We start from the raw sequence: 16344 nt of genomic DNA, 5'->3' as shown, positions 1-16344 counted from the left end.
GGCTACTCGACCCCGATGAGCAGCAGGGCGCCTTGGCGGCCGCCCCGGTAGACCACCGTGTCGACGCCGAGGTATCCCTCACGCACGCGTGCTTCGAGGTGGTCGGCGATGGACTCGGGGGCCTCGTCGCCGAGGACGAGGGTGACGAGTTCGCCGCCCGCCGAGAGCATGCGGTCCAGGACGGTCTCGGCGGCGGCGGCGACATCCGAGCCGATGACGGACACATCGCCGTCGATGAGGCCGAGGACGTCGCCGGCCTGGCAGATGCCGGCCATGGTCCAGGACTGGCGCTCGGCGACGGCGACCTCGGCGTAGCGGGTCGCGCCGGCCGCCGAGGTCATCGACACGACGTCCTCGTCGAAGCGGCGCTCGGGCTCGTGCACGGCGAGCGCCGCGATGCCCTGGACGGCGGAGCGGGTCGGGATGAGGGCGACGCGGATGCCCTCCGCGCGGGCCTGCTCGGCCGCTGCGGCCGCGGTGTGGCGCAGGTCGGCGTCGTTGGGCAGCAGGACGACCTCGCGCGCGTGGGCCCGTCGTACGGCTTCGACCATCTCCCCGCTGGCGGGCGGCTCTCCGGGGCGCGCGAGCACGGTGGTCGCGCCGGCCTCGGTGTACAGCCCGGCCAGTCCCTCGCCGGGCACGACGGCGACGACGGCCCGCTGCACCCGCTCCCGCGGCGGCCGCTCACCGCCCCGCGTGTGCACGTCGCCGAGCCCGAAGTGCGTGATCCGGATCCGGTACGGCCGCCCGGCCTCGACTCCCGCCTCCACCGCGGCGCCCGCGTCGTCGACGTGCACATGGACGTTCCACAGACCGTCGCCGCCCACCACGACGAGCGAGTCCCCGAGACCGTCGAGCCGCATCCGCAGCCGGTCCACGGCGTCGTCCTCGGCCTCCAGGAGATAGATCACCTCGAAGGCGGGCCCGCCCTGTTCAAGGGGACTGTCGGCGCAGTCGTCGACATCACCGGGGCCGACCGCCCCCGCCGCACGGGCATCTGCCCGAGCCGCAGAGCCCGAGTCAAGGGCCGCCTCGCCCCCGGCGAGGGACAGGGAGCCTCCGCGCGGATCGCCGTAGGCCACGGAAGTGCCGTCAACAGGCGCCGCGACACCGTCAGCCGTCTCCGCGCCACCGGTGTCCACGCGCGCGTGGAAGGTCCCTGAGCCCTCGTGGCCCACCCGCGCGAGCCGCCCGGGGACCGCCCCGGGCGCCTCCCCCGTGAACGTCTCCACCAACGCCCCGAGCACCGCCACCAGTCCCCGCCCCCCGGCGTCGACCACCCCGGCGCGCTCCAGCACGGCCAGTTGGCCCGGAGTCGCCGCGAGAGCCTCCCGTGCCCCTTCGTAGGCGGCCCGCGCCACCACCCCGCAGCCGCCGTCGGTCGTCTCGGCCGCGTCGGCCGCCGCCGAGGCGACCGAGAGGACCGTTCCCTCGACGGGGTGGGCCACGGCCCGGCGGGCGGAGTCGGCGGCGCGCCGGAAGGCGAGCCGCAGGCCGGCCCCGTCGGTGTGAACCGTCTCACTGTCGGCGGCGAGCACCTGGGCCATGCCGCGCAGCAGTTGCGCCAGGATGGTGCCGGAGTTGCCCCGGGCGCCTATGAGGGCGCCGTGCGCCATCGCGCGCGCCGCGTCGGCCGGCGACGGCTTCCCGGCACCCCCCGAGCCGCCCAGGTGGCCTCCGGGTCCGACCTCGTGGCCCTCGAACACGGCCTCGACGGCCGCGACGGCGGACTCCATGGTCAGGTACAGGTTCGTGCCGGTGTCCCCGTCGGCGACGGGGTAGACATTGATCGCGTCGATCTCCTCGCGCGCCCGCCCCAGCGCCGTCAGCGCGAGGCCGCACCAGGTGCGTACCGCGAGAGCATCGAAGAATGTCTGCGGCACCTGCGCCACCTGCGCCTCCCTGAGCTGCCCGGATGTGGACGCAGCGTAGACCCCGGAGAGGTGTCCGCCGGAAGAGGGCCTGGAGCAGGCCCATGACCAGCCATGGTAGTTTCGTTCTACTGGCGCAGTCGTTGTATGCTGCTCCGGTTGCCCGATCCTGATCGGGCCATTTCCCCCGGCAGCGCCACTCAGATCTCTGATCCTACGATCTCGATCCCGGCACGCCGGGATCTATCCGTAAGTGCATCTGAAGTCTTTGGAGTGACCCGTGGCTGCCAACTGCGACGTCTGCGGCAAGGGGCCGGGCTTCGGCAACAACATCTCGCACTCGCACCGCCGTACGTCCCGTCGCTGGAACCCGAACATCCAGCGCGTCCGTACCGTGGTCAGCGGGACGCCGAAGCGCGTGAACGCTTGCACCTCGTGCATCAAGGCCGGCAAGGTCTCGCGCTGACGCACAGTTAAGCGCGCGGCCACTGCTGGTTCGCTGTAAGTAGCCGGTCCACCGTGAGGTGGGTCGGCTTCTTGCTGTGCCCGAGAAGCGCCCGACCGGTAGAAGGCCACGGCCATCAGGCCGAGGCGGTACCCGGCCCTGCCGGAGACCTGAGGGCCCACCCGTGATCCACGGGCCCGATCCCCCCGCCCAGCGCGAACCCGCCCCTGATCGCCCCGGTGACGTACTCCTTGGCCGCCGCCACCGCCTCCGGCACGGACTGCCCCTTGGCGAGGTGCGAGGCGATCGCCGAGGCGAGCGTGCAGCCCGTCCCGTGCGTGTGCCGGTTGTCGTAGCGGGGCGAGCGCAGCCAGTGCTCCTGCGAGCCGTCGGTGAGGAGATCGACGGCGTCGCCGCTGAGATGGCCGCCCTTGATGAGGGCCCACTTCGGCCCGTACGACAGGACGGCGGCCGCGGCCCGGCGCAGGTCCTCCTCGGTCTCCACCCGTACGCCGGTGAGTTGCGCCACCTCGTCGAGGTTCGGTGTCGCCACCGTGGCCACCGGCAGCAGCTTCGTGCGTACGGAGTCCAGCGCGGACGCGGCCAGCAGCGAGTCGCCGTGCTTGGAGATGCCGACCGGGTCGACGACGGCCGGGGCGTCCGTGCCGCCGATCAATTCGGCCACCGCCTCGACGAGTTCCGCCGAGGCCAGCATGCCGGTCTTCACGGCCTGTACGCCGATGTCGTCGACGACGCTGCGGTACTGGGCCCGCACGGCCGCCACCGGCAGCTCCCAAGCCCCCTGCACGCCGAGGGAGTTCTGGGCGGTGACGGCGGTGACGACGCTCATGCCGTGCACGCCGAGCGCGAGCATCGCCTTCAGGTCCGCCTGGATCCCGGCGCCTCCGCCGGAGTCGGAGCCCGCGACCGTCAGCACCCTCGGCGGCGCGCTCACGACTCGATGTCCCCGAAGTGGTCCCAACCGCCCTTGCTGGTCCAGGGCGCCCCGTCGACCGTCACCTGGGGCAGCGCCGAGGGGTTGAGGACCTCGCCGATGACCTTCCAGCGGGCCGGCAGCTTCACGTCCGGCGGGAAGGTCGCCACGATCGCGTGGTCCTCTCCCCCGGTGAGCACCCACTGCATGGGGTCGACGCCGACGGCCTGCCCGATGTCGTTCATCTGGGACGGGATGTCGATCGCGCCGGAGCGGATGTCGATGCGGACCTTGCTGGCCTCGGCGATGTGCCCGAGGTCGGCGATCAGCCCGTCGCTCACGTCGCACATCGCGGTCGCGCCGAGCCCGGCGGCCGCGGGGCCCGCGTGGTACGGCGGTTCGGGGCGCCGGTGCGCCTCCACGAAGGCGCGCGGTGAGCGGAAGCCGCGGGAGAGCACCGCGAAACCGGCCGCGGACCAGCCCAGCCAGCCGGTCACCGCGACGAGGTCGCCGGGCTGTGCGCCGCCGCGCGTGACGGGCTCCTGGTTGCGCAGATCGCCGAGCGCGGTGATGGAGACCATGATCGTGTCTCCTCGTACGACGTCCCCGCCCACCACCGACGCGCCCGCCACCTGGCACTCGTCCCGCAGTCCGTCCATCAGCTCGCTCGCCCAGGTGACCGGGAGTTCGGCCGGCACGACCAGGCCGAGCAGGAGAGCCGTCGGCACGGCGCCCATGGCGGCGATGTCCGCGAGGTTCTGTGCGGCGGCCTTGCGGCCCACGTCGTAGGCCGTGGACCAGTCGCGGCGGAAGTGCCGTCCCTCCAGGAGGATGTCGGTGCTGGCCACGACCCGGCGGTCGGGAGCGGCCACCACCGCGGCGTCGTCGCCGGGGCCGACCCGGACCGCCGGGGTGGTGGTGAGACGGGAGGTGAGCTCCCTGATGAGCCCGAACTCCCCGAGCTCACCAACAGTGCCCTTCATTGCCCTTTCGCCCCTTCTGTCCCTTGTTGTGCCCGGTCGCGCGTGACCAGTGTCCTCGATACGGTCGAAGAGACCGTCAACTTCTGTCATTGCCTGCCCCCGGCGCGGAGGCCGCCGGTCCCGCAGGTCTCCCCGCGGCGAGCGGCGACGCGATACCGTGGCGTTCCTTTTCCCCACATGATCCTCGTGGCCGCCCTGGAGGTTCCGTGGTACAGGCGTACATCCTGATCCAGACGGAGGTCGGCAAAGCGTCGACCGTCGCCGAGACGATCAGCAAGATTCCTGGGGTGATCCAGGCCGAGGACGTGACAGGACCTTATGACGTGATCGTGCGGGCGCAGGCCGACACCGTGGACGACCTGGGCCGCATGGTGGTCGCGAAGGTCCAGCAAGTGGACGGCATCACCCGCACCCTGACCTGCCCGGTCGTCCATCTGTAGCCCCCGTCTACCCTTGGCCGGTGAACTTCTTCCGTCACCGGCACCGCACTGTCCTCGGGCTGCCCGCCCTGGCCCTGCTGATCGTCACCACAGGGTGCTCCTCAGCAGACGACAGTGACTCGGTGACGGTTCCCAGCCCCACGGCGAAGGTCGCGAAGCTGTGCCGAAACCTGGACAGTGTCCTGCCGGACAAGGTCGACGGTCTCGACCGGCATGATCCCGAGCCCGCGTCCGCGCTGACGGCGGGCTGGGGAAGCCCGGCGATCATACTGCGCTGCGGTGTCGTCCGGCCGCCGAAGATGGTCGACCCCAAGGTCGCGACCGGAAGCGACCCCAAGGCGATAGCGGGCGAGGTGAACGGCGTCGAGTGGCTCATGGAGAAGCAGGACGACGGATCGACCCGCTTCACCACGGCCAACCGCCAGGCGTACGTCGAGGTGACGGTGCCCGGGGGGCGCGACACCGCGGGGATGCTGACCGACATGGCCTCGTCGGTCAAGAAGGCGATCCCCTTCGGGAAGTGAGCGTCACAACTTCCCGGAGGGGCTGCTACCGCAGCCCCGTGGAGCGCCTGAGCGCCGCCTGGATCAGCCGGTCCACCAGCTCCGGGTAGCTGACCCCGGTCGCCTGCCACATCTGCGGGTACATCGAGATCGGGGTGAAGCCCGGCATCGTGTTGATCTCGTTGATGACGAACTCCCCGTCCTCCGTGAGGAAGAAGTCCGCGCGCACCAGGCCCTCGCAGGACGCCGCGTCGAAGGCCGCCACGGCGAGACGCTGGACCTCCGCCGTCTCCTGCGGGGTCAGCGGGGCCGGGACGATGCCCGGGGTGGAGTCGATGTACTTGGCCTCGAAGTCGTAGTACGCGTGCGCGTCCGGCGGCGGGATCTCCGCGGGGACCGAGGCCCGCGGGCCGTCCTCGAACTCCAGGACGCCGCACTCGATCTCACGGCCGCGCAGCGCCGCCTCGACGAGGATCTTCGGGTCGTGCCGCTGGGCCTCGGCGATCGCCTCGTCCAGCCCGGACAGGTCGTCGACCTTGGTGATGCCGATCGACGAACCCGCGCGCGCGGGTTTCACGAACAGCGGCCAGCCGTGCTCGCCGGCCAGGCCGACGATCTTCTTGCGGGCGGCCGACTCGTCCTGCTCCCACTCGCGGGGCCGAATCACCACGTACGGGCCGACCTTGAGCCCGAAGGAGGTGAACACCCGCTTCATGTACTCCTTGTCCTGGCCGACGGCCGAGGCGAGCACGCCCGAGCCGACGTACGGGACACCCGAGAGCTCCAGCAGGCCCTGGAGGGTGCCGTCCTCGCCGTAGGGGCCGTGCAGGACGGGGAAGACGACGTCGACCTCGCCGAGTGCCTTGGGCACCGATCCCGGCTCGCTGTAGACGACTTCACGGTTCGCGGGGTCGACGGGGAGCACCACGCCACCCTCCGGCGACTCGGCGAGCTGCTCGATGTCCGGCGTACGGCGGTCGGTGATCGCCATGCGTTCCGGTTCGTCGGCGATGAGGGCCCAACGCCCGTCCCTGGTGATGCCGATCGGCAGGACCTCGTACTTGGTCCGGTCGATGGCCTTGAGGACGGCGCCGCCGGTGACCACGGAGATCCCGTGTTCGGAGCTGCGCCCGCCGGACACGACGGCCACGCGCGGCTTGCGAGGCGGCTGCTCGGGGCTCTGGGAGAGGTTCTCGGTGCTCATATCGCGTTGAGAGTACCCGTTGGTAGAGCCCCGATACAGCGTGACTCAGGCGGCGTCGCTCAGCGTCGTTCGGGCTTCGCGCTGCGCGACATCAGCTCCTTGACGGCGACCACCGGAGGCTTGCCCTCGTGCACGATGGCGACGACCGTCTCGGTGATCGGCATGTCGACGCCGTGCCTGCGCGCCAGATCCAGCACGGACTCACAGGACTTGACGCCCTCGGCGGTCTGCTTGGTGACCGCGATGGTCTCCTGCAGGGTCATGCCCTTGCCGAGGTTGGTGCCGAAGGTGTGGTTTCGGGACAGCGGCGAGGAGCAGGTCGCCACCAGGTCGCCCAGACCGGCGAGTCCGGAGAACGTCAGCGGGTCGGCGCCCATCGCCAGCCCCAGGCGCATCGTCTCGGCGAGACCGCGCGTGATGAGCGAGCCCTTGGTGTTGTCGCCGAGCCCCATGCCGTCCGCGATGCCGACGGCGAGCCCGATGACGTTCTTCACGGCGCCGCCCAGCTCGCAACCGATCACGTCCGTCTCGGTGTACGGCCTGAAGTACGGCGTGTGGCAAGCCGACTGGAGCCGCCGGGCCACCGTCTCGTCCGCGCACGCGACCACCGCGGCGGCCGGCATGCGGGCCGCGATCTCGCGGGCGAGGTTGGGTCCGGTGACCACGGCGATGCGGTTCGGGCCGACCTTGGCGACATCCTCGATGACCTCGCTCATCCGCATGGCGGAGCCGAGTTCGACGCCCTTCATGAGGGAGACGAGGACCGTGTCGGGCGCGAGCAGCGGCACCCACTCGGCGAGGTTGCCGCGCAACGTCTGCGAGGGGACGGCGAGTACGGTGAAGTCGGCGTCGCGCGCGGCCTCGGCGGCGTCCGTCGTCGCCCGTAGATTTTCCGGGAGTTCGACGCCGGGCAGGTAGTCCGGGTTGGTGTGCGTGGAGTTGACCGCTTCCGCGAGTTCGGCGCGACGGCCCCACAGGGTGACCTCGCAGCCCGCGTCGGCCAGCACCATGCCGAAGGCGGTGCCCCACGATCCGGTGCCGAAGACGGCCGCCTTGACCGGCTTGCTCACTTGCTCTGCCCCTCTTCCTGCTCGACCTTCGCCTCAGTCTGCGCGGAGGTCCTGCGCCGCTGCTCGATCCGCTCCTGGCGCGGGTCGTAAGGTGACTCGGGCGCCCTCTCGCCGCGGATCTCCTCCAGTTGGCGGGTGACCGCGGCCATGATGACCTCGGTCGCCTCCTTCAGGAGTTCCGGGCTCATCTCCCTGTCGTAGAAGCGCGACAGGTCCACGGGGGGACCCGCGAGGACGTGCGAGGTCTTGCGGGGACGGAGGTTGAGCTTCTTGGCGTACGGCGGCAGCAGTTCGTTGGCACCCCACTGCGCGACCGGGATCACCGGGCACTTGGTCTGCAGGGCCACGCGCGCGGCGCCGGTCTTGCCGGTCATGGGCCACTGGGCGGGGTCCCGGGTGATGGTGCCCTCGGGATAGAAGGCCACGCACTCACCGCGTTCCACGGCGTCGATCGCGGCCCGGAAGGCGCTCAGCGCGTCGGTGGTCTCGCGATAGACGGGGATCTGTCCGGTGCCGCGCATGATGGCACCGATGAATCCCTTCTTGAAAAGACCGCTCTTCGCGAGGAATCGCGGAACGCGGCCGGTGTTGTACTGAAAGTGTGCGTAGGCGAAGGGATCGACGTGCGAATTGTGGTTCACCGCGGTGATAAATCCGCCGTCGGCCGGAATGTTCTCCATTCCGCGCCAGTCCCGGTTGATCAGAACCACCAGAGGCGGTTTGGCGATCACCGCTGCGAGGCGGTACCAGAAGCCGATTCTGCGGCGGGGCACGCGGACACCTTCCTCTAGGGCCTGAGGGCCGGACAAGTGTCGCCCCAGGCCGCCCGTCTGTCGAGAACACCGTACGCCTAGCGGCGACGGCCGCCAGATGGCCCAGGTGACGGCTGAGTGACAATGCTCGCGACAAGAGAGGGACGGAACGCTCGTGCAGTGGACCTTGGTCATACCCCTGAAGCCCCTGGCGCGCGCCAAGAGCAGGCTCTCGGACACCGCCGCCGACGAGTTGCGTCCGGGTCTGGCCCTCGCCTTCGCCCAGGACACGGTGGCAGCCGCGCTGGCCAGCCCTGCCGTCGGGGATGTGGCGGTCGTCACGGACGACGCCCTGGCGACGCGGGAGCTGATCGCCCTGGGCGCCCGCGTCATCCCCGACGAGCCGCGCGCGGGACTGAACGCGGCGTTGGCGCACGGGGCCGCGACCGTACGTGCCCGGCACCCCGAAAGCGCTGTGGCAGCCCTGAATGCCGATCTGCCGGCACTGCGCCCGTCGGAATTGGCCCGGGTACTGGATGCGGCCGCCGAATTCCCCCGCGCTTTTCTCCCGGATGCAGCAGCAATCGGTACGACACTGCTGGCCGCGGGGAAGAGCCACGAATTGCGCCCCGCTTTCGGCACTGATTCCAGGGCCCGCCATCGCGCGTCAGGGGCGGTGGAACTGTGTCTCACCGAGGTGGATTCCGTCCGCCAGGACGTGGACACCGGCGAGGACCTGCGTGTGGCACTGGCGCTGGGAGTGGGACCGCGGACGGCGACCGTGTCGGCGGGGCTGTTGATTCCCGGCCTCTAGGGGCGTGGGGCCGTATCGATATGCGGCTCCTCGGCGTGGGCACGACCAGCCACGACGAGCCCGCACCCGACGACGAACCACTACCCTGACGACCATGCACGCCACCGCTTACACATACGACGCCGACACCCGCACCGGCAGCGTGCTGCTGGACGACGGCACCCCCGTGCCCTTCGACGCCCCGGCGTTCGACGCGGGCGGGCTGAGGCTGTTGCGGCCCGGACAGCGGGTGCGGATCGAGCTGGAGGACACGAAGGCCGCCCCCCGCATCACCCTGGTGACCCTGCAGACCTTCTGAGAAGCCCTTCCGAACACGCCGCGGGCCGGACTCCGACACGGAGTCCGGCCCGGCGCGTGAGTACCCCTGCGCCCCTACCTCTTGCGGGCGGTGGTCTTCTTGGCGGTGGTCTTGCGAGCCGTCGACTTCTTGGCGGGGGCCTTCTTGGCCGTCGCCTTCTTCGCCGGGGCCTTCTTGGCCGTCGCCTTCTTGGCGGTGGTCTTCTTCGCGGCGGTGGTCTTGGCGGCGCCCGTGGTCTTCTTGGCCGTCGTCTTCTTCGCCGTGGTCTTCTTCGCGGTCGCCGTGGTCTTCTTGGCGGCCGTCTTCTTCGCCGTGGTCTTCTTCGCGGCGGCCGTCGCCTTCTTCGCCGGGGCGGCCTTCTTCGCGGCGGCCTTCTTGACCGTCGCCGAAGCCCCGCCGGTCAGGCTGCCCTTGGGCGCCTTCTTGACCGCGACGTCGTTCTTCGGGAGCTTCTTCGTGCCGCTCACCAGGTCCTTGAAGCCCTGGCCCGCACGGAAGCGCGGAACGGAGGTCTTCTTGACCCGAACCCGCTCGCCCGTCTGGGGGTTGCGGGCGTAACGAGCCGGGCGGTCGACCTTCTCGAACGAACCGAAGCCGGTGACCGAGACCCGGTCCCCCGCCACGGTCGCGCGGACGATGGCGTCCAGGACCGCGTCGACCGCGTCGGCGGCCTGCTGACGGCCACCGACCTTGTCGGCAATCGCTTCTACGAGCTGCGCCTTGTTCACGTCTTCCCCTTCGGAGACATTGCCCGAACGAAACTGTTCAGGCTTTTTCGCACGTTAGGCAGATATATACCGCAAATCAAACACGAAACGGGCTTATCACCCTTGTGCCGCAACGGGTTCGGCTGTCTCGGACTTGTTCAGCGTTCCTCTTCGGGGAATCGACCCGCGTCGAGGTCCGCCGTGAAGGCCTCCAGACGCCTTGCCGCATCGGCGAGATCGTGCTTGGCCGCGGCCGTAATGACCAGCAGCTTCCGGGTCAGCGCCATCCGTACGCCCTCCGGGACTTGCAGTGCACGCACTCTTGTGTGCGCTTCCTTGAGTTGGTCCGCGACTGCCGCATAGAGCTTGAGTTGGCCGTCGTGTTCCATGCACAGATTGTGCCATCTGGGGCGAGTTGTCGCCTGCTCAGGGTGCAACTGCCGCCTCAAACGGCCTTCCGGGCACTTGTGGAAGCCGCGGCTGTACAAGTCGCGTACCCCGGCAACACCCCTCCTAACGTGGGAAGTTGAGGACAGTCACAAGCGCGTGCAGGGCCGTTCGGGTGCAGACACAGCCGTACCCCCGATCGGGCTGATCGGGGGTACGGCGGGGGTGTTGCGGTGGCCGAAAGTCGACCTGTTGGACGGCTCCGGATCAGACCTCGATCGTCCGCGGCTTGTACGAGGGCCGCTTGGCCTCGTAGGTGGCGATGTCTTCCTCGTTCTGGAGGGTGATGGAGATGTCGTCCAGCCCGTTCAGCAGCCGCCAGCGGGAGTTCTCGTCCAGCTCGAAGCTCGCGGTGATGCCCTCGGCGCGCACCTCGCGGGCCTCCAGGTCGACCGTGACCTCGGTCTGGGGGTCGTTCTCCGTGAGCTCCTGGAGCGCGTCCACGATCTTCTGCTCCAGAACCACCGTGAGCAGGCCGTTCTTGAGCGAGTTGCCGCGGAAGATGTCGGCGAACCGGGAGGAGATGACGGCCTTGAAGCCGTAGTTCTGCAGCGCCCACACGGCGTGCTCACGGGAGGAGCCGGTGCCGAAGTCGGGGCCGGCGACCAGAACGGTCGCGCCCTCGCGCTCGGGCTGGTTGAGGATGAATTTCTCGTCCTTGCGCCAGGCCTCGAACAGCCCGTCCTCGAACCCGTCCCTGGTCACCTTCTTGAGCCAGTGAGCAGGGATGATCTGGTCGGTGTCGACGTTGGAGCGGCGCAGCGGGACGGCCCGGCCGGTGTGCGTGGTGAATGCTTCCATGACTCTCAGACTCCAGCGGGCACAGGGGCGTCGGACAGGTCGGCGGGCGAGGCCAGGTGGCCCAGCACGGCGGTCGCGGCGGCGACCTGCGGCGAGACCAGGTGCGTACGACCGCCCTTGCCCTGCCGGCCCTCGAAGTTGCGGTTGGAGGTGGACGCGGAGCGCTCACCCGGGGCCAGCTGGTCCGGGTTCATGCCCAGACACATCGAGCAGCCCGCGTGCCGCCATTCGGCGCCGGCGTCCTTGAAGACGACGTCCAGGCCCTCGGAGACGGCCTGCAGACCGACCCGCGCGGAGCCGGGGACGACCAGCATCCGTACGCCGTCGGCGACTTTGCGGCCCTTGACGAGCTCGGCGGCGGCGCGCAGGTCCTCGATGCGGCCGTTGGTGCACGAACCTACGAAGACGGTGTCCACCTTGATGGAGCGCAGCGGCTGGCCGGCCTCCAACCCCATGTACTCCAGGGCCTTTTCGGCGGCGTGGCGCTCCGAAGCGTCTTCGTACGAAGCAGGATCGGGGACGTCCGCCGAAAGCGGTGCGCCCTGGCCGGGGTTGGTGCCCCAGGTGACGAACGGCGACAGCTCGTCGGCCTTGATGACGACCTCGGCGTCGAACTCCGCGTCCTCGTCCGACTTCAGCGTCTTCCAGTACGCGAGGGCCGCGTCCCAGTCCTCGCCCTTGGGGGCGTGCACACGGCCCTCGAGGTAGTCGAAGGTGGTCTGGTCGGGGGCGATCATGCCCGCGCGGGCGCCGGCCTCGATCGACATGTTGCAGATGGTCATCCGGGCTTCCATCGAAAGCTTCTCGATGGCGGAGCCGCGGTACTCCAGGACGTAGCCCTGGCCGCCGCCGGTGCCGATCCGCGCGATGATCGCCAGGATCAGGTCCTTGGCGGTGACGCCGTCGGGCAGTTCGCCGTCGACGGTGATGGCCATGGTCTTCGGGCGGACCAGCGGCAGCGTCTGGGTGGCCAGCACATGCTCCACCTGGGAGGTGCCGATGCCGAACGCCAGACCGCCGAAGGCGCCGTGCGTGGAGGTGTGGGAGTCGCCGCAGACGACCGTCATGCCGGGCTGGGTCAGACCCAGCTGCGGGCCCACGACGTGGACGACACCCTGCTCGACGTCGCCCAGCGAGTGCAGGCGCACACCGAAATCGGCGGCGTTCTTGCGCAGCGTCTCCAGCTGGACCCGGGAGACCGGGTCGGCGATGGGCTTGTCGATGTCGAGGGTCGGGGTGTTGTGATCCTCGGTGGCGATGGTCAGGTCGAGCCTGCGCACCGGGCGACCGCTCTTGCGAAGGCCGTCGAAGGCCTGCGGGCTGGTCACTTCGTGCAGCAGGTGCAGATCGATGAAGAGGAGGTCGGGCTCGCCCTCGGCGCGCCGGACGACATGGTCGTCCCAGACCTTCTCCGCGAGTGTCCTACCCATCGCTTTCCCTCCGGCCGGCAAATGGTGCGCCGGCCCAACTAGAGATCTTCAGGAAGCGGCGCCCGCACCCCCTGGTTTCCCGGGCAGCCGCCACCAGGCCCGTTGGTCCGCGGGCCGCTGTGTATCCAAGGGTTGCGCGTCTCACGAAAAAAGGAACTTGCGTTTCACAGAGTGAGACGTGAGTATCGTTTCATGGACAACAGTAGCGGCGTCGGCGTTCTGGACAAGGCAGCCCTTGTCCTCAGCGCCCTGGAGTCCGGCCCGGCCACCCTCGCAGGTCTTGTGGCGGCCACCGGACTGGCACGACCCACGGCCCACCGGCTGGCCGTGGCCTTGGAACACCACCGTATGGTGGCGCGCGACATGCAGGGTCGTTTCATTCTCGGCCCCCGGCTGGCGGAGCTGGCCGCGGCCGCGGGCGAGGACCGCCTCCTCGCCACCGCGGGCCCGGTGCTCACGCATCTCCGTGACATCACGGGCGAGAGCGCGCAGCTCTACCGCCGCCAGGGCGACATGCGCATCTGCGTCGCCGCGGCGGAGCGGCTGTCCGGACTCCGGGACACCGTCCCGGTCGGCTCGACGCTCACGATGAAGGCCGGCTCCTCCGCCCAGATCCTGATGGCCTGGGAGGAGCCCGAGCGCCTCCACCGCGGCCTGCAGGGCGCCCGTTTCACGGCCACCGCGCTCTCGGGCGTACGACGCCGGGGCTGGGCCCAGTCCATCGGTGAGCGCGAGCCGGGCGTGGCGTCCGTCTCGGCGCCCGTACGCGGCCCCTCCAACCGTGTCGTGGCCGCCGTCTCGGTCTCCGGCCCCATCGAGCGCCTGACGCGCCACCCGGGCCGTATGCACGCCCAGGCGGTCATCGACGCCGCCGCCCGCCTCTCCGAGGCCCTGCGCCGCACCGGCTGACGGACCCGGGACACCACAGCGGGGAAGACCTGCCCCAACGCCGCGGCAGGCCCTCCCCGTCCCCCGATCCCCCCGTCACTTGGCTTCTTCGGCCACCTTCGCCTTCGCCGACCGGTGCGCGAAGCGGTCCTTGCCGGTACGCCCCCGCCGCTCCAGCGGCACCTGGCCGTGCGCCGCCGCGAGTCCGAAGGCCGGCATGTCGGCGTAGATCGACTCGTACGACCCCTCGGGCACGACATAGGTCTCGTGCCACAGCCCGACGTGCTGCCTGGCCTTCCCCGCCTTCTCCTTGCGGTTGATGATCGCCCACGCCCGTCGGTGGAACATGTCCGGCGCCTGCGCGTAGGCGTAGAGCTTCTCCTTGGACTCCCAGTACTGGACGACGTAGTACGTCCGCGGGTTGGCCGTCAGCAGGACATGGCTGAGCAGTCCCCGCTCGGGCGCCCTCCCCAGCTCGCGCAGCATCCGCGGCATGGCCAGGAGGACCGGGAACCAGTGGTGCACGGCCCAGAAGTGGTTGATGCGCATGCCGATCAGCAGGACGACCACGTCGCCCTCGGTGTCGGCGGTGGTGCGCCCCGGTACCGGCTTGGCGAACATGACGAGCCCCCGTTTCCCCTGTCGGATAGCGGCACTATCCTTCTGAGCAATGCTTGGATAGTGACACTCCCCAATGAAGGGCGCAAGACATGCGACTGGCCGAACTGAGCGAGCGCAGTGGGGTGTCCACGGCGACGATCAAGTACTACCTGCGCGAAGGGCTGTTGGCCCCCGGCCGCCAGATCAACACGACGACGGCCGAGTACGACGAGGAGCACCTGCGCCGGCTGAAGCTGGTCCGCGCGATGATCCAGGTCGGCCGGGTGCCGGTGGCGACGGTCCGGGAGGTGCTGGGGCACGTCGACGACGAGTCCCTGCCCCGCGCGATGCGGCTGGGCGCGGCGGTGTGGGCCATGCCGCAGGTGCCGGAGCCGGATGCGGACGATGAGTTCGTGCAGGGGGCGCGGGTCGCGATGGAGGAGCTGCTCCGGACGCTGGGCTGGTCCAACGCCCAGGCCATGACGACGATCTCGCCCTCTTTCCGCTCCCTCGTGGTGGCGACGGCCGCACTGCGCCGCCTCGGCTACGACTGGGACCCCGGAACTCTCGTGCCCTACGCCCGGCTCATGCACCAAGTGGCCGAGCTGGACATGGAGTTCATGGAGTCGCATGTCTCGGAGGCAGAGAAGGCGGAGGTCGCGGTGCTGGGTGTGGTGCTCGTCGAGCCGATGCTCCGGGCGCTGCACCGGCTGGCGCAGGAGGAGGAGTCGACACGGCGGTACGGCTACGAGTAGGCCGCCGGGAACGGCGAAGGCCCCCCACCGAAGTGGAGGGCCTTCACTCTGCGTACCCCCGACCGGATTCGAACCGGCGCTACCGCCTTGAGAGGGCGGCGTGCTAGGCCGCTACACAACGGGGGCCCTAGCGATCCTGCGTTTCCGCAGTTCCGAGCTGGTCTACCTGGACTCGAACCAAGAATGACGGTACCAGAAACCGTAGTGTTGCCAATTACACCATAGACCAATATGGTTAAAAGCTTTTCGTACCCCCGACCGGATTCGAACCGGCGCTACCGCCTTGAGAGGGCGGCGTGCTAGGCCGCTACACAACGGGGGCCCTAGCGATCCTGCATCGAGATCGGCGGGAGCTACCCTGACCATCCTCGCGGGAAGGATCTGTACCCCCGACCGGATTCGAACCGGCGCTACTGCCTTGAGAGGGCAGCGTGCTAGGCCGCTACACAACGGGGGCTTTGCGGAATTGATCTCCGCCTGCAGATGAGCTCTGCGAGCTGGCCTACCTGGACTCGAACCAAGACTAACTGAACCAGAATCAGTCGTGCTGCCAATTACACCATAGGCCACTGGAACGCAAGCCCCGAAGGGGATCTTGTTCTAGTTTGCTCCGTCGGTCCCGGCCCTTTCGGCCCGCTCTCCGGCGGCGCAGGAAGAACATTACCCGAAGGTGGACGGGGCTCCAAAACGGGTATCCGCGCCGAGGAGCGCGGGGAGTTCGGCGAGGGTGGCGATCCGATGGGGGCCTACGGGTGCGGTGCCGGTCGCGTACACACCGTCGCGGTCGATCCAGAAGGAACGCAGGCCGGCCTCGGCGGCACCGCGTCCGTCGATCTCCGGATGGTCACCGACGTAGGCCACCTGCTCCGGGGCGAGTTCCAGGGCCTCGCAGGCCGCGTGGAAGGCGCCGGCCTGCGGCTTGGAGACGCCGAGTTCGGCCGCGCAGATGACGGCCTCGAAGCGGTCGTACACGCCGAGGGCGCGCAGTTTGCGGTCCTGGACGTGGATGCTGGAGTTGGAGAGCACCGCGTGCCGGTGGCTGGCGGCCAGCGCGTCCAGGACGGGCAGGACGTCCGGGAAGAGGGCCCAGACGGTCTCGTAGTGCGCGATGTACCGCTGGAACCAGGCGTCGGCTTCCGCGTCGCTCAGTTCCTCCCCCAGAAACACCCGCACGCGGTCCCTGCGCTGGCCCTGGAAGTCGACCTCCCCCGCCGAGAACCGTGCCCACTGGACGTCGGTGATCTCCCGCCAGCTCACGATGGCCTCTTCGACGCTCTCGTACCCGTCCAGCAGCCCCTCGGCCGCCAGGTGCAGGCGCATGCCGGCGCGGTCGGCACCGGTGTAGTCGAAAAGAGTGTCGTCCACATCCCAGACCACGGCCCGAATACTCATGATCCGACGG

The 16344-nt window shown here is 69.8% G+C and carries 19 protein-coding genes and 5 tRNA genes; 7 read left to right on the top strand and 17 right to left on the bottom strand.

All coding sequences use genetic code 11. The features are described 5' to 3' along the window. Positions 1–2: 2 nt before the first annotated feature. On the bottom strand, positions 3–1892 hold the full coding sequence (locus ACWD3I_RS28135) for a DAK2 domain-containing protein (protein WP_365402625.1): 1890 nt from the start codon (positions 1890–1892) through the stop codon (positions 3–5). Between the two features lie 259 nt (positions 1893–2151). On the opposite strand from ACWD3I_RS28135, the gene rpmB reads away from it, so the two are divergent. Further along, on the top strand, positions 2152–2337 hold the full coding sequence (gene rpmB / locus ACWD3I_RS28130; protein ID WP_003973430.1) for a 50S ribosomal protein L28: 186 nt from the start codon (positions 2152–2154) through the stop codon (positions 2335–2337). A gap of 115 nt (positions 2338–2452) precedes the next feature. Here the strand turns inward: rpmB and thiD are convergent, their stop codons facing one another. Continuing rightward, positions 2453–3271 (bottom strand): bifunctional hydroxymethylpyrimidine kinase/phosphomethylpyrimidine kinase, encoded by an 819-nt coding sequence (thiD, locus tag ACWD3I_RS28125; protein WP_365402622.1) that lies wholly within the window; start codon positions 3269–3271, stop codon positions 2453–2455. Continuing rightward, the gene (locus ACWD3I_RS28120; protein WP_266887579.1) at positions 3268–4233 is read right to left on the bottom strand and encodes a thiamine-phosphate kinase; all 966 of its coding nucleotides are present in this window, start codon (positions 4231–4233) and stop codon (positions 3268–3270) included. Before ACWD3I_RS28120 ends, thiD begins: the two co-directional genes overlap by 4 nt. Before the next feature lie 206 nt (positions 4234–4439). Between ACWD3I_RS28120 and ACWD3I_RS28115 the strand changes: the two genes are divergently transcribed. After that, positions 4440–4673 carry an Lrp/AsnC family transcriptional regulator gene (locus ACWD3I_RS28115; RefSeq protein WP_003997603.1) on the top strand — a complete coding sequence of 78 codons (234 nt, stop codon included), beginning with the start codon at positions 4440–4442 and terminating at the stop codon, positions 4671–4673. 20 nt (positions 4674–4693) lie between these two features. Further along, positions 4694–5197 carry a DUF3515 domain-containing protein gene (locus ACWD3I_RS28110; RefSeq protein ID WP_365402618.1) on the top strand — a complete coding sequence of 168 codons (504 nt, stop codon included), beginning with the start codon at positions 4694–4696 and terminating at the stop codon, positions 5195–5197. A 25-nt stretch (positions 5198–5222) separates the two neighbouring features. Here the strand turns inward: ACWD3I_RS28110 and ACWD3I_RS28105 are convergent, their stop codons facing one another. The 3 genes from ACWD3I_RS28105 to ACWD3I_RS28095 are packed head-to-tail and all read right to left on the bottom strand — an operon-like array spanning position 5223 to position 8223. Beyond that, entirely contained in the window at positions 5223–6380 is a 1158-nt protein-coding gene (locus ACWD3I_RS28105) for a D-alanine--D-alanine ligase family protein (protein ID WP_365402615.1), read from the bottom strand. Between the two features lie 59 nt (positions 6381–6439). After that, entirely contained in the window at positions 6440–7450 is a 1011-nt protein-coding gene (locus ACWD3I_RS28100) for an NAD(P)H-dependent glycerol-3-phosphate dehydrogenase (RefSeq protein WP_266887586.1), read from the bottom strand. Then, positions 7447–8223: a lysophospholipid acyltransferase family protein gene (locus ACWD3I_RS28095; RefSeq protein ID WP_365402612.1), complete on the bottom strand. Its 777-nt coding sequence runs from the start codon at positions 8221–8223 to the stop codon at positions 7447–7449. Before ACWD3I_RS28095 ends, ACWD3I_RS28100 begins: the two co-directional genes overlap by 4 nt. 154 nt (positions 8224–8377) lie before the next feature. Between ACWD3I_RS28095 and cofC the strand changes: the two genes are divergently transcribed. Both cofC and ACWD3I_RS28085 read left to right on the top strand, forming a co-directional pair. Then, entirely contained in the window at positions 8378–9016 is a 639-nt protein-coding gene (cofC, locus tag ACWD3I_RS28090) for a 2-phospho-L-lactate guanylyltransferase (protein ID WP_365402610.1), read from the top strand. A gap of 94 nt (positions 9017–9110) precedes the next feature. Further along, positions 9111–9314 (top strand): hypothetical protein, encoded by a 204-nt coding sequence (locus ACWD3I_RS28085; protein WP_365402607.1) that lies wholly within the window; start codon positions 9111–9113, stop codon positions 9312–9314. A 74-nt stretch (positions 9315–9388) separates the two neighbouring features. Here ACWD3I_RS28085 and ACWD3I_RS28080 read toward each other — a convergent pair whose 3' ends face one another. From ACWD3I_RS28080 to leuC, 4 genes are all read right to left on the bottom strand, one after another. Then, positions 9389–10042: an HU family DNA-binding protein gene (locus tag ACWD3I_RS28080; RefSeq protein ID WP_365402604.1), complete on the bottom strand. Its 654-nt coding sequence runs from the start codon at positions 10040–10042 to the stop codon at positions 9389–9391. Between the two features lie 137 nt (positions 10043–10179). Further along, positions 10180–10410, bottom strand: a complete 231-nt coding sequence (locus ACWD3I_RS28075; RefSeq protein ID WP_046258874.1) for an SCO5555 family protein — start codon at positions 10408–10410, stop codon at positions 10180–10182. Between the two features lie 265 nt (positions 10411–10675). Then, on the bottom strand, positions 10676–11269 hold the full coding sequence (gene leuD, locus ACWD3I_RS28070; RefSeq protein WP_266887598.1) for a 3-isopropylmalate dehydratase small subunit: 594 nt from the start codon (positions 11267–11269) through the stop codon (positions 10676–10678). A 5-nt stretch (positions 11270–11274) separates the two neighbouring features. After that, the gene (gene leuC / locus ACWD3I_RS28065) at positions 11275–12699 is read right to left on the bottom strand and encodes a 3-isopropylmalate dehydratase large subunit (RefSeq protein WP_365402601.1); all 1425 of its coding nucleotides are present in this window, start codon (positions 12697–12699) and stop codon (positions 11275–11277) included. A 192-nt stretch (positions 12700–12891) separates the two neighbouring features. On the opposite strand from leuC, the gene ndgR reads away from it, so the two are divergent. Next, positions 12892–13608: an IclR family transcriptional regulator NdgR gene (gene ndgR, locus ACWD3I_RS28060; protein WP_007384919.1), complete on the top strand. Its 717-nt coding sequence runs from the start codon at positions 12892–12894 to the stop codon at positions 13606–13608. Between the two features lie 75 nt (positions 13609–13683). Here the strand turns inward: ndgR and ACWD3I_RS28055 are convergent, their stop codons facing one another. Then, on the bottom strand, positions 13684–14208 hold the full coding sequence (locus ACWD3I_RS28055) for a DUF4188 domain-containing protein (protein ID WP_365402598.1): 525 nt from the start codon (positions 14206–14208) through the stop codon (positions 13684–13686). Positions 14209–14297: 89 nt separating this feature from the next. On the opposite strand from ACWD3I_RS28055, the gene ACWD3I_RS28050 reads away from it, so the two are divergent. Then, positions 14298–14942, top strand: a complete 645-nt coding sequence (locus ACWD3I_RS28050; RefSeq protein WP_365402595.1) for a MerR family transcriptional regulator — start codon at positions 14298–14300, stop codon at positions 14940–14942. A gap of 53 nt (positions 14943–14995) precedes the next feature. Here ACWD3I_RS28050 and ACWD3I_RS28045 read toward each other — a convergent pair. From ACWD3I_RS28045 to ACWD3I_RS28020, 6 genes are all read right to left on the bottom strand, one after another. Next, positions 14996–15068: transfer RNA gene (locus tag ACWD3I_RS28045), tRNA-Glu, on the bottom strand. A 31-nt stretch (positions 15069–15099) separates the two neighbouring features. Beyond that, a tRNA-Gln gene (locus tag ACWD3I_RS28040) sits at positions 15100–15171 on the bottom strand. A gap of 20 nt (positions 15172–15191) precedes the next feature. Then, positions 15192–15264 (bottom strand) — tRNA-Glu (locus tag ACWD3I_RS28035). Positions 15265–15326: 62 nt separating this feature from the next. Next, positions 15327–15399 (bottom strand) — tRNA-Glu (locus ACWD3I_RS28030). Positions 15400–15439: 40 nt separating this feature from the next. Beyond that, positions 15440–15511 (bottom strand) — tRNA-Gln (locus ACWD3I_RS28025). A 91-nt stretch (positions 15512–15602) separates the two neighbouring features. Beyond that, on the bottom strand, positions 15603–16334 hold the full coding sequence (locus ACWD3I_RS28020) for an HAD family hydrolase (RefSeq protein WP_365402592.1): 732 nt from the start codon (positions 16332–16334) through the stop codon (positions 15603–15605). Positions 16335–16344: the final 10 nt, after the last annotated feature.

The organism is Streptomyces sp. NPDC002817 (genome assembly GCF_053592055.1).
Note: the sequence above shows the minus strand (reverse complement) of the source record. Positions and strands in the feature narration are given on the sequence as shown.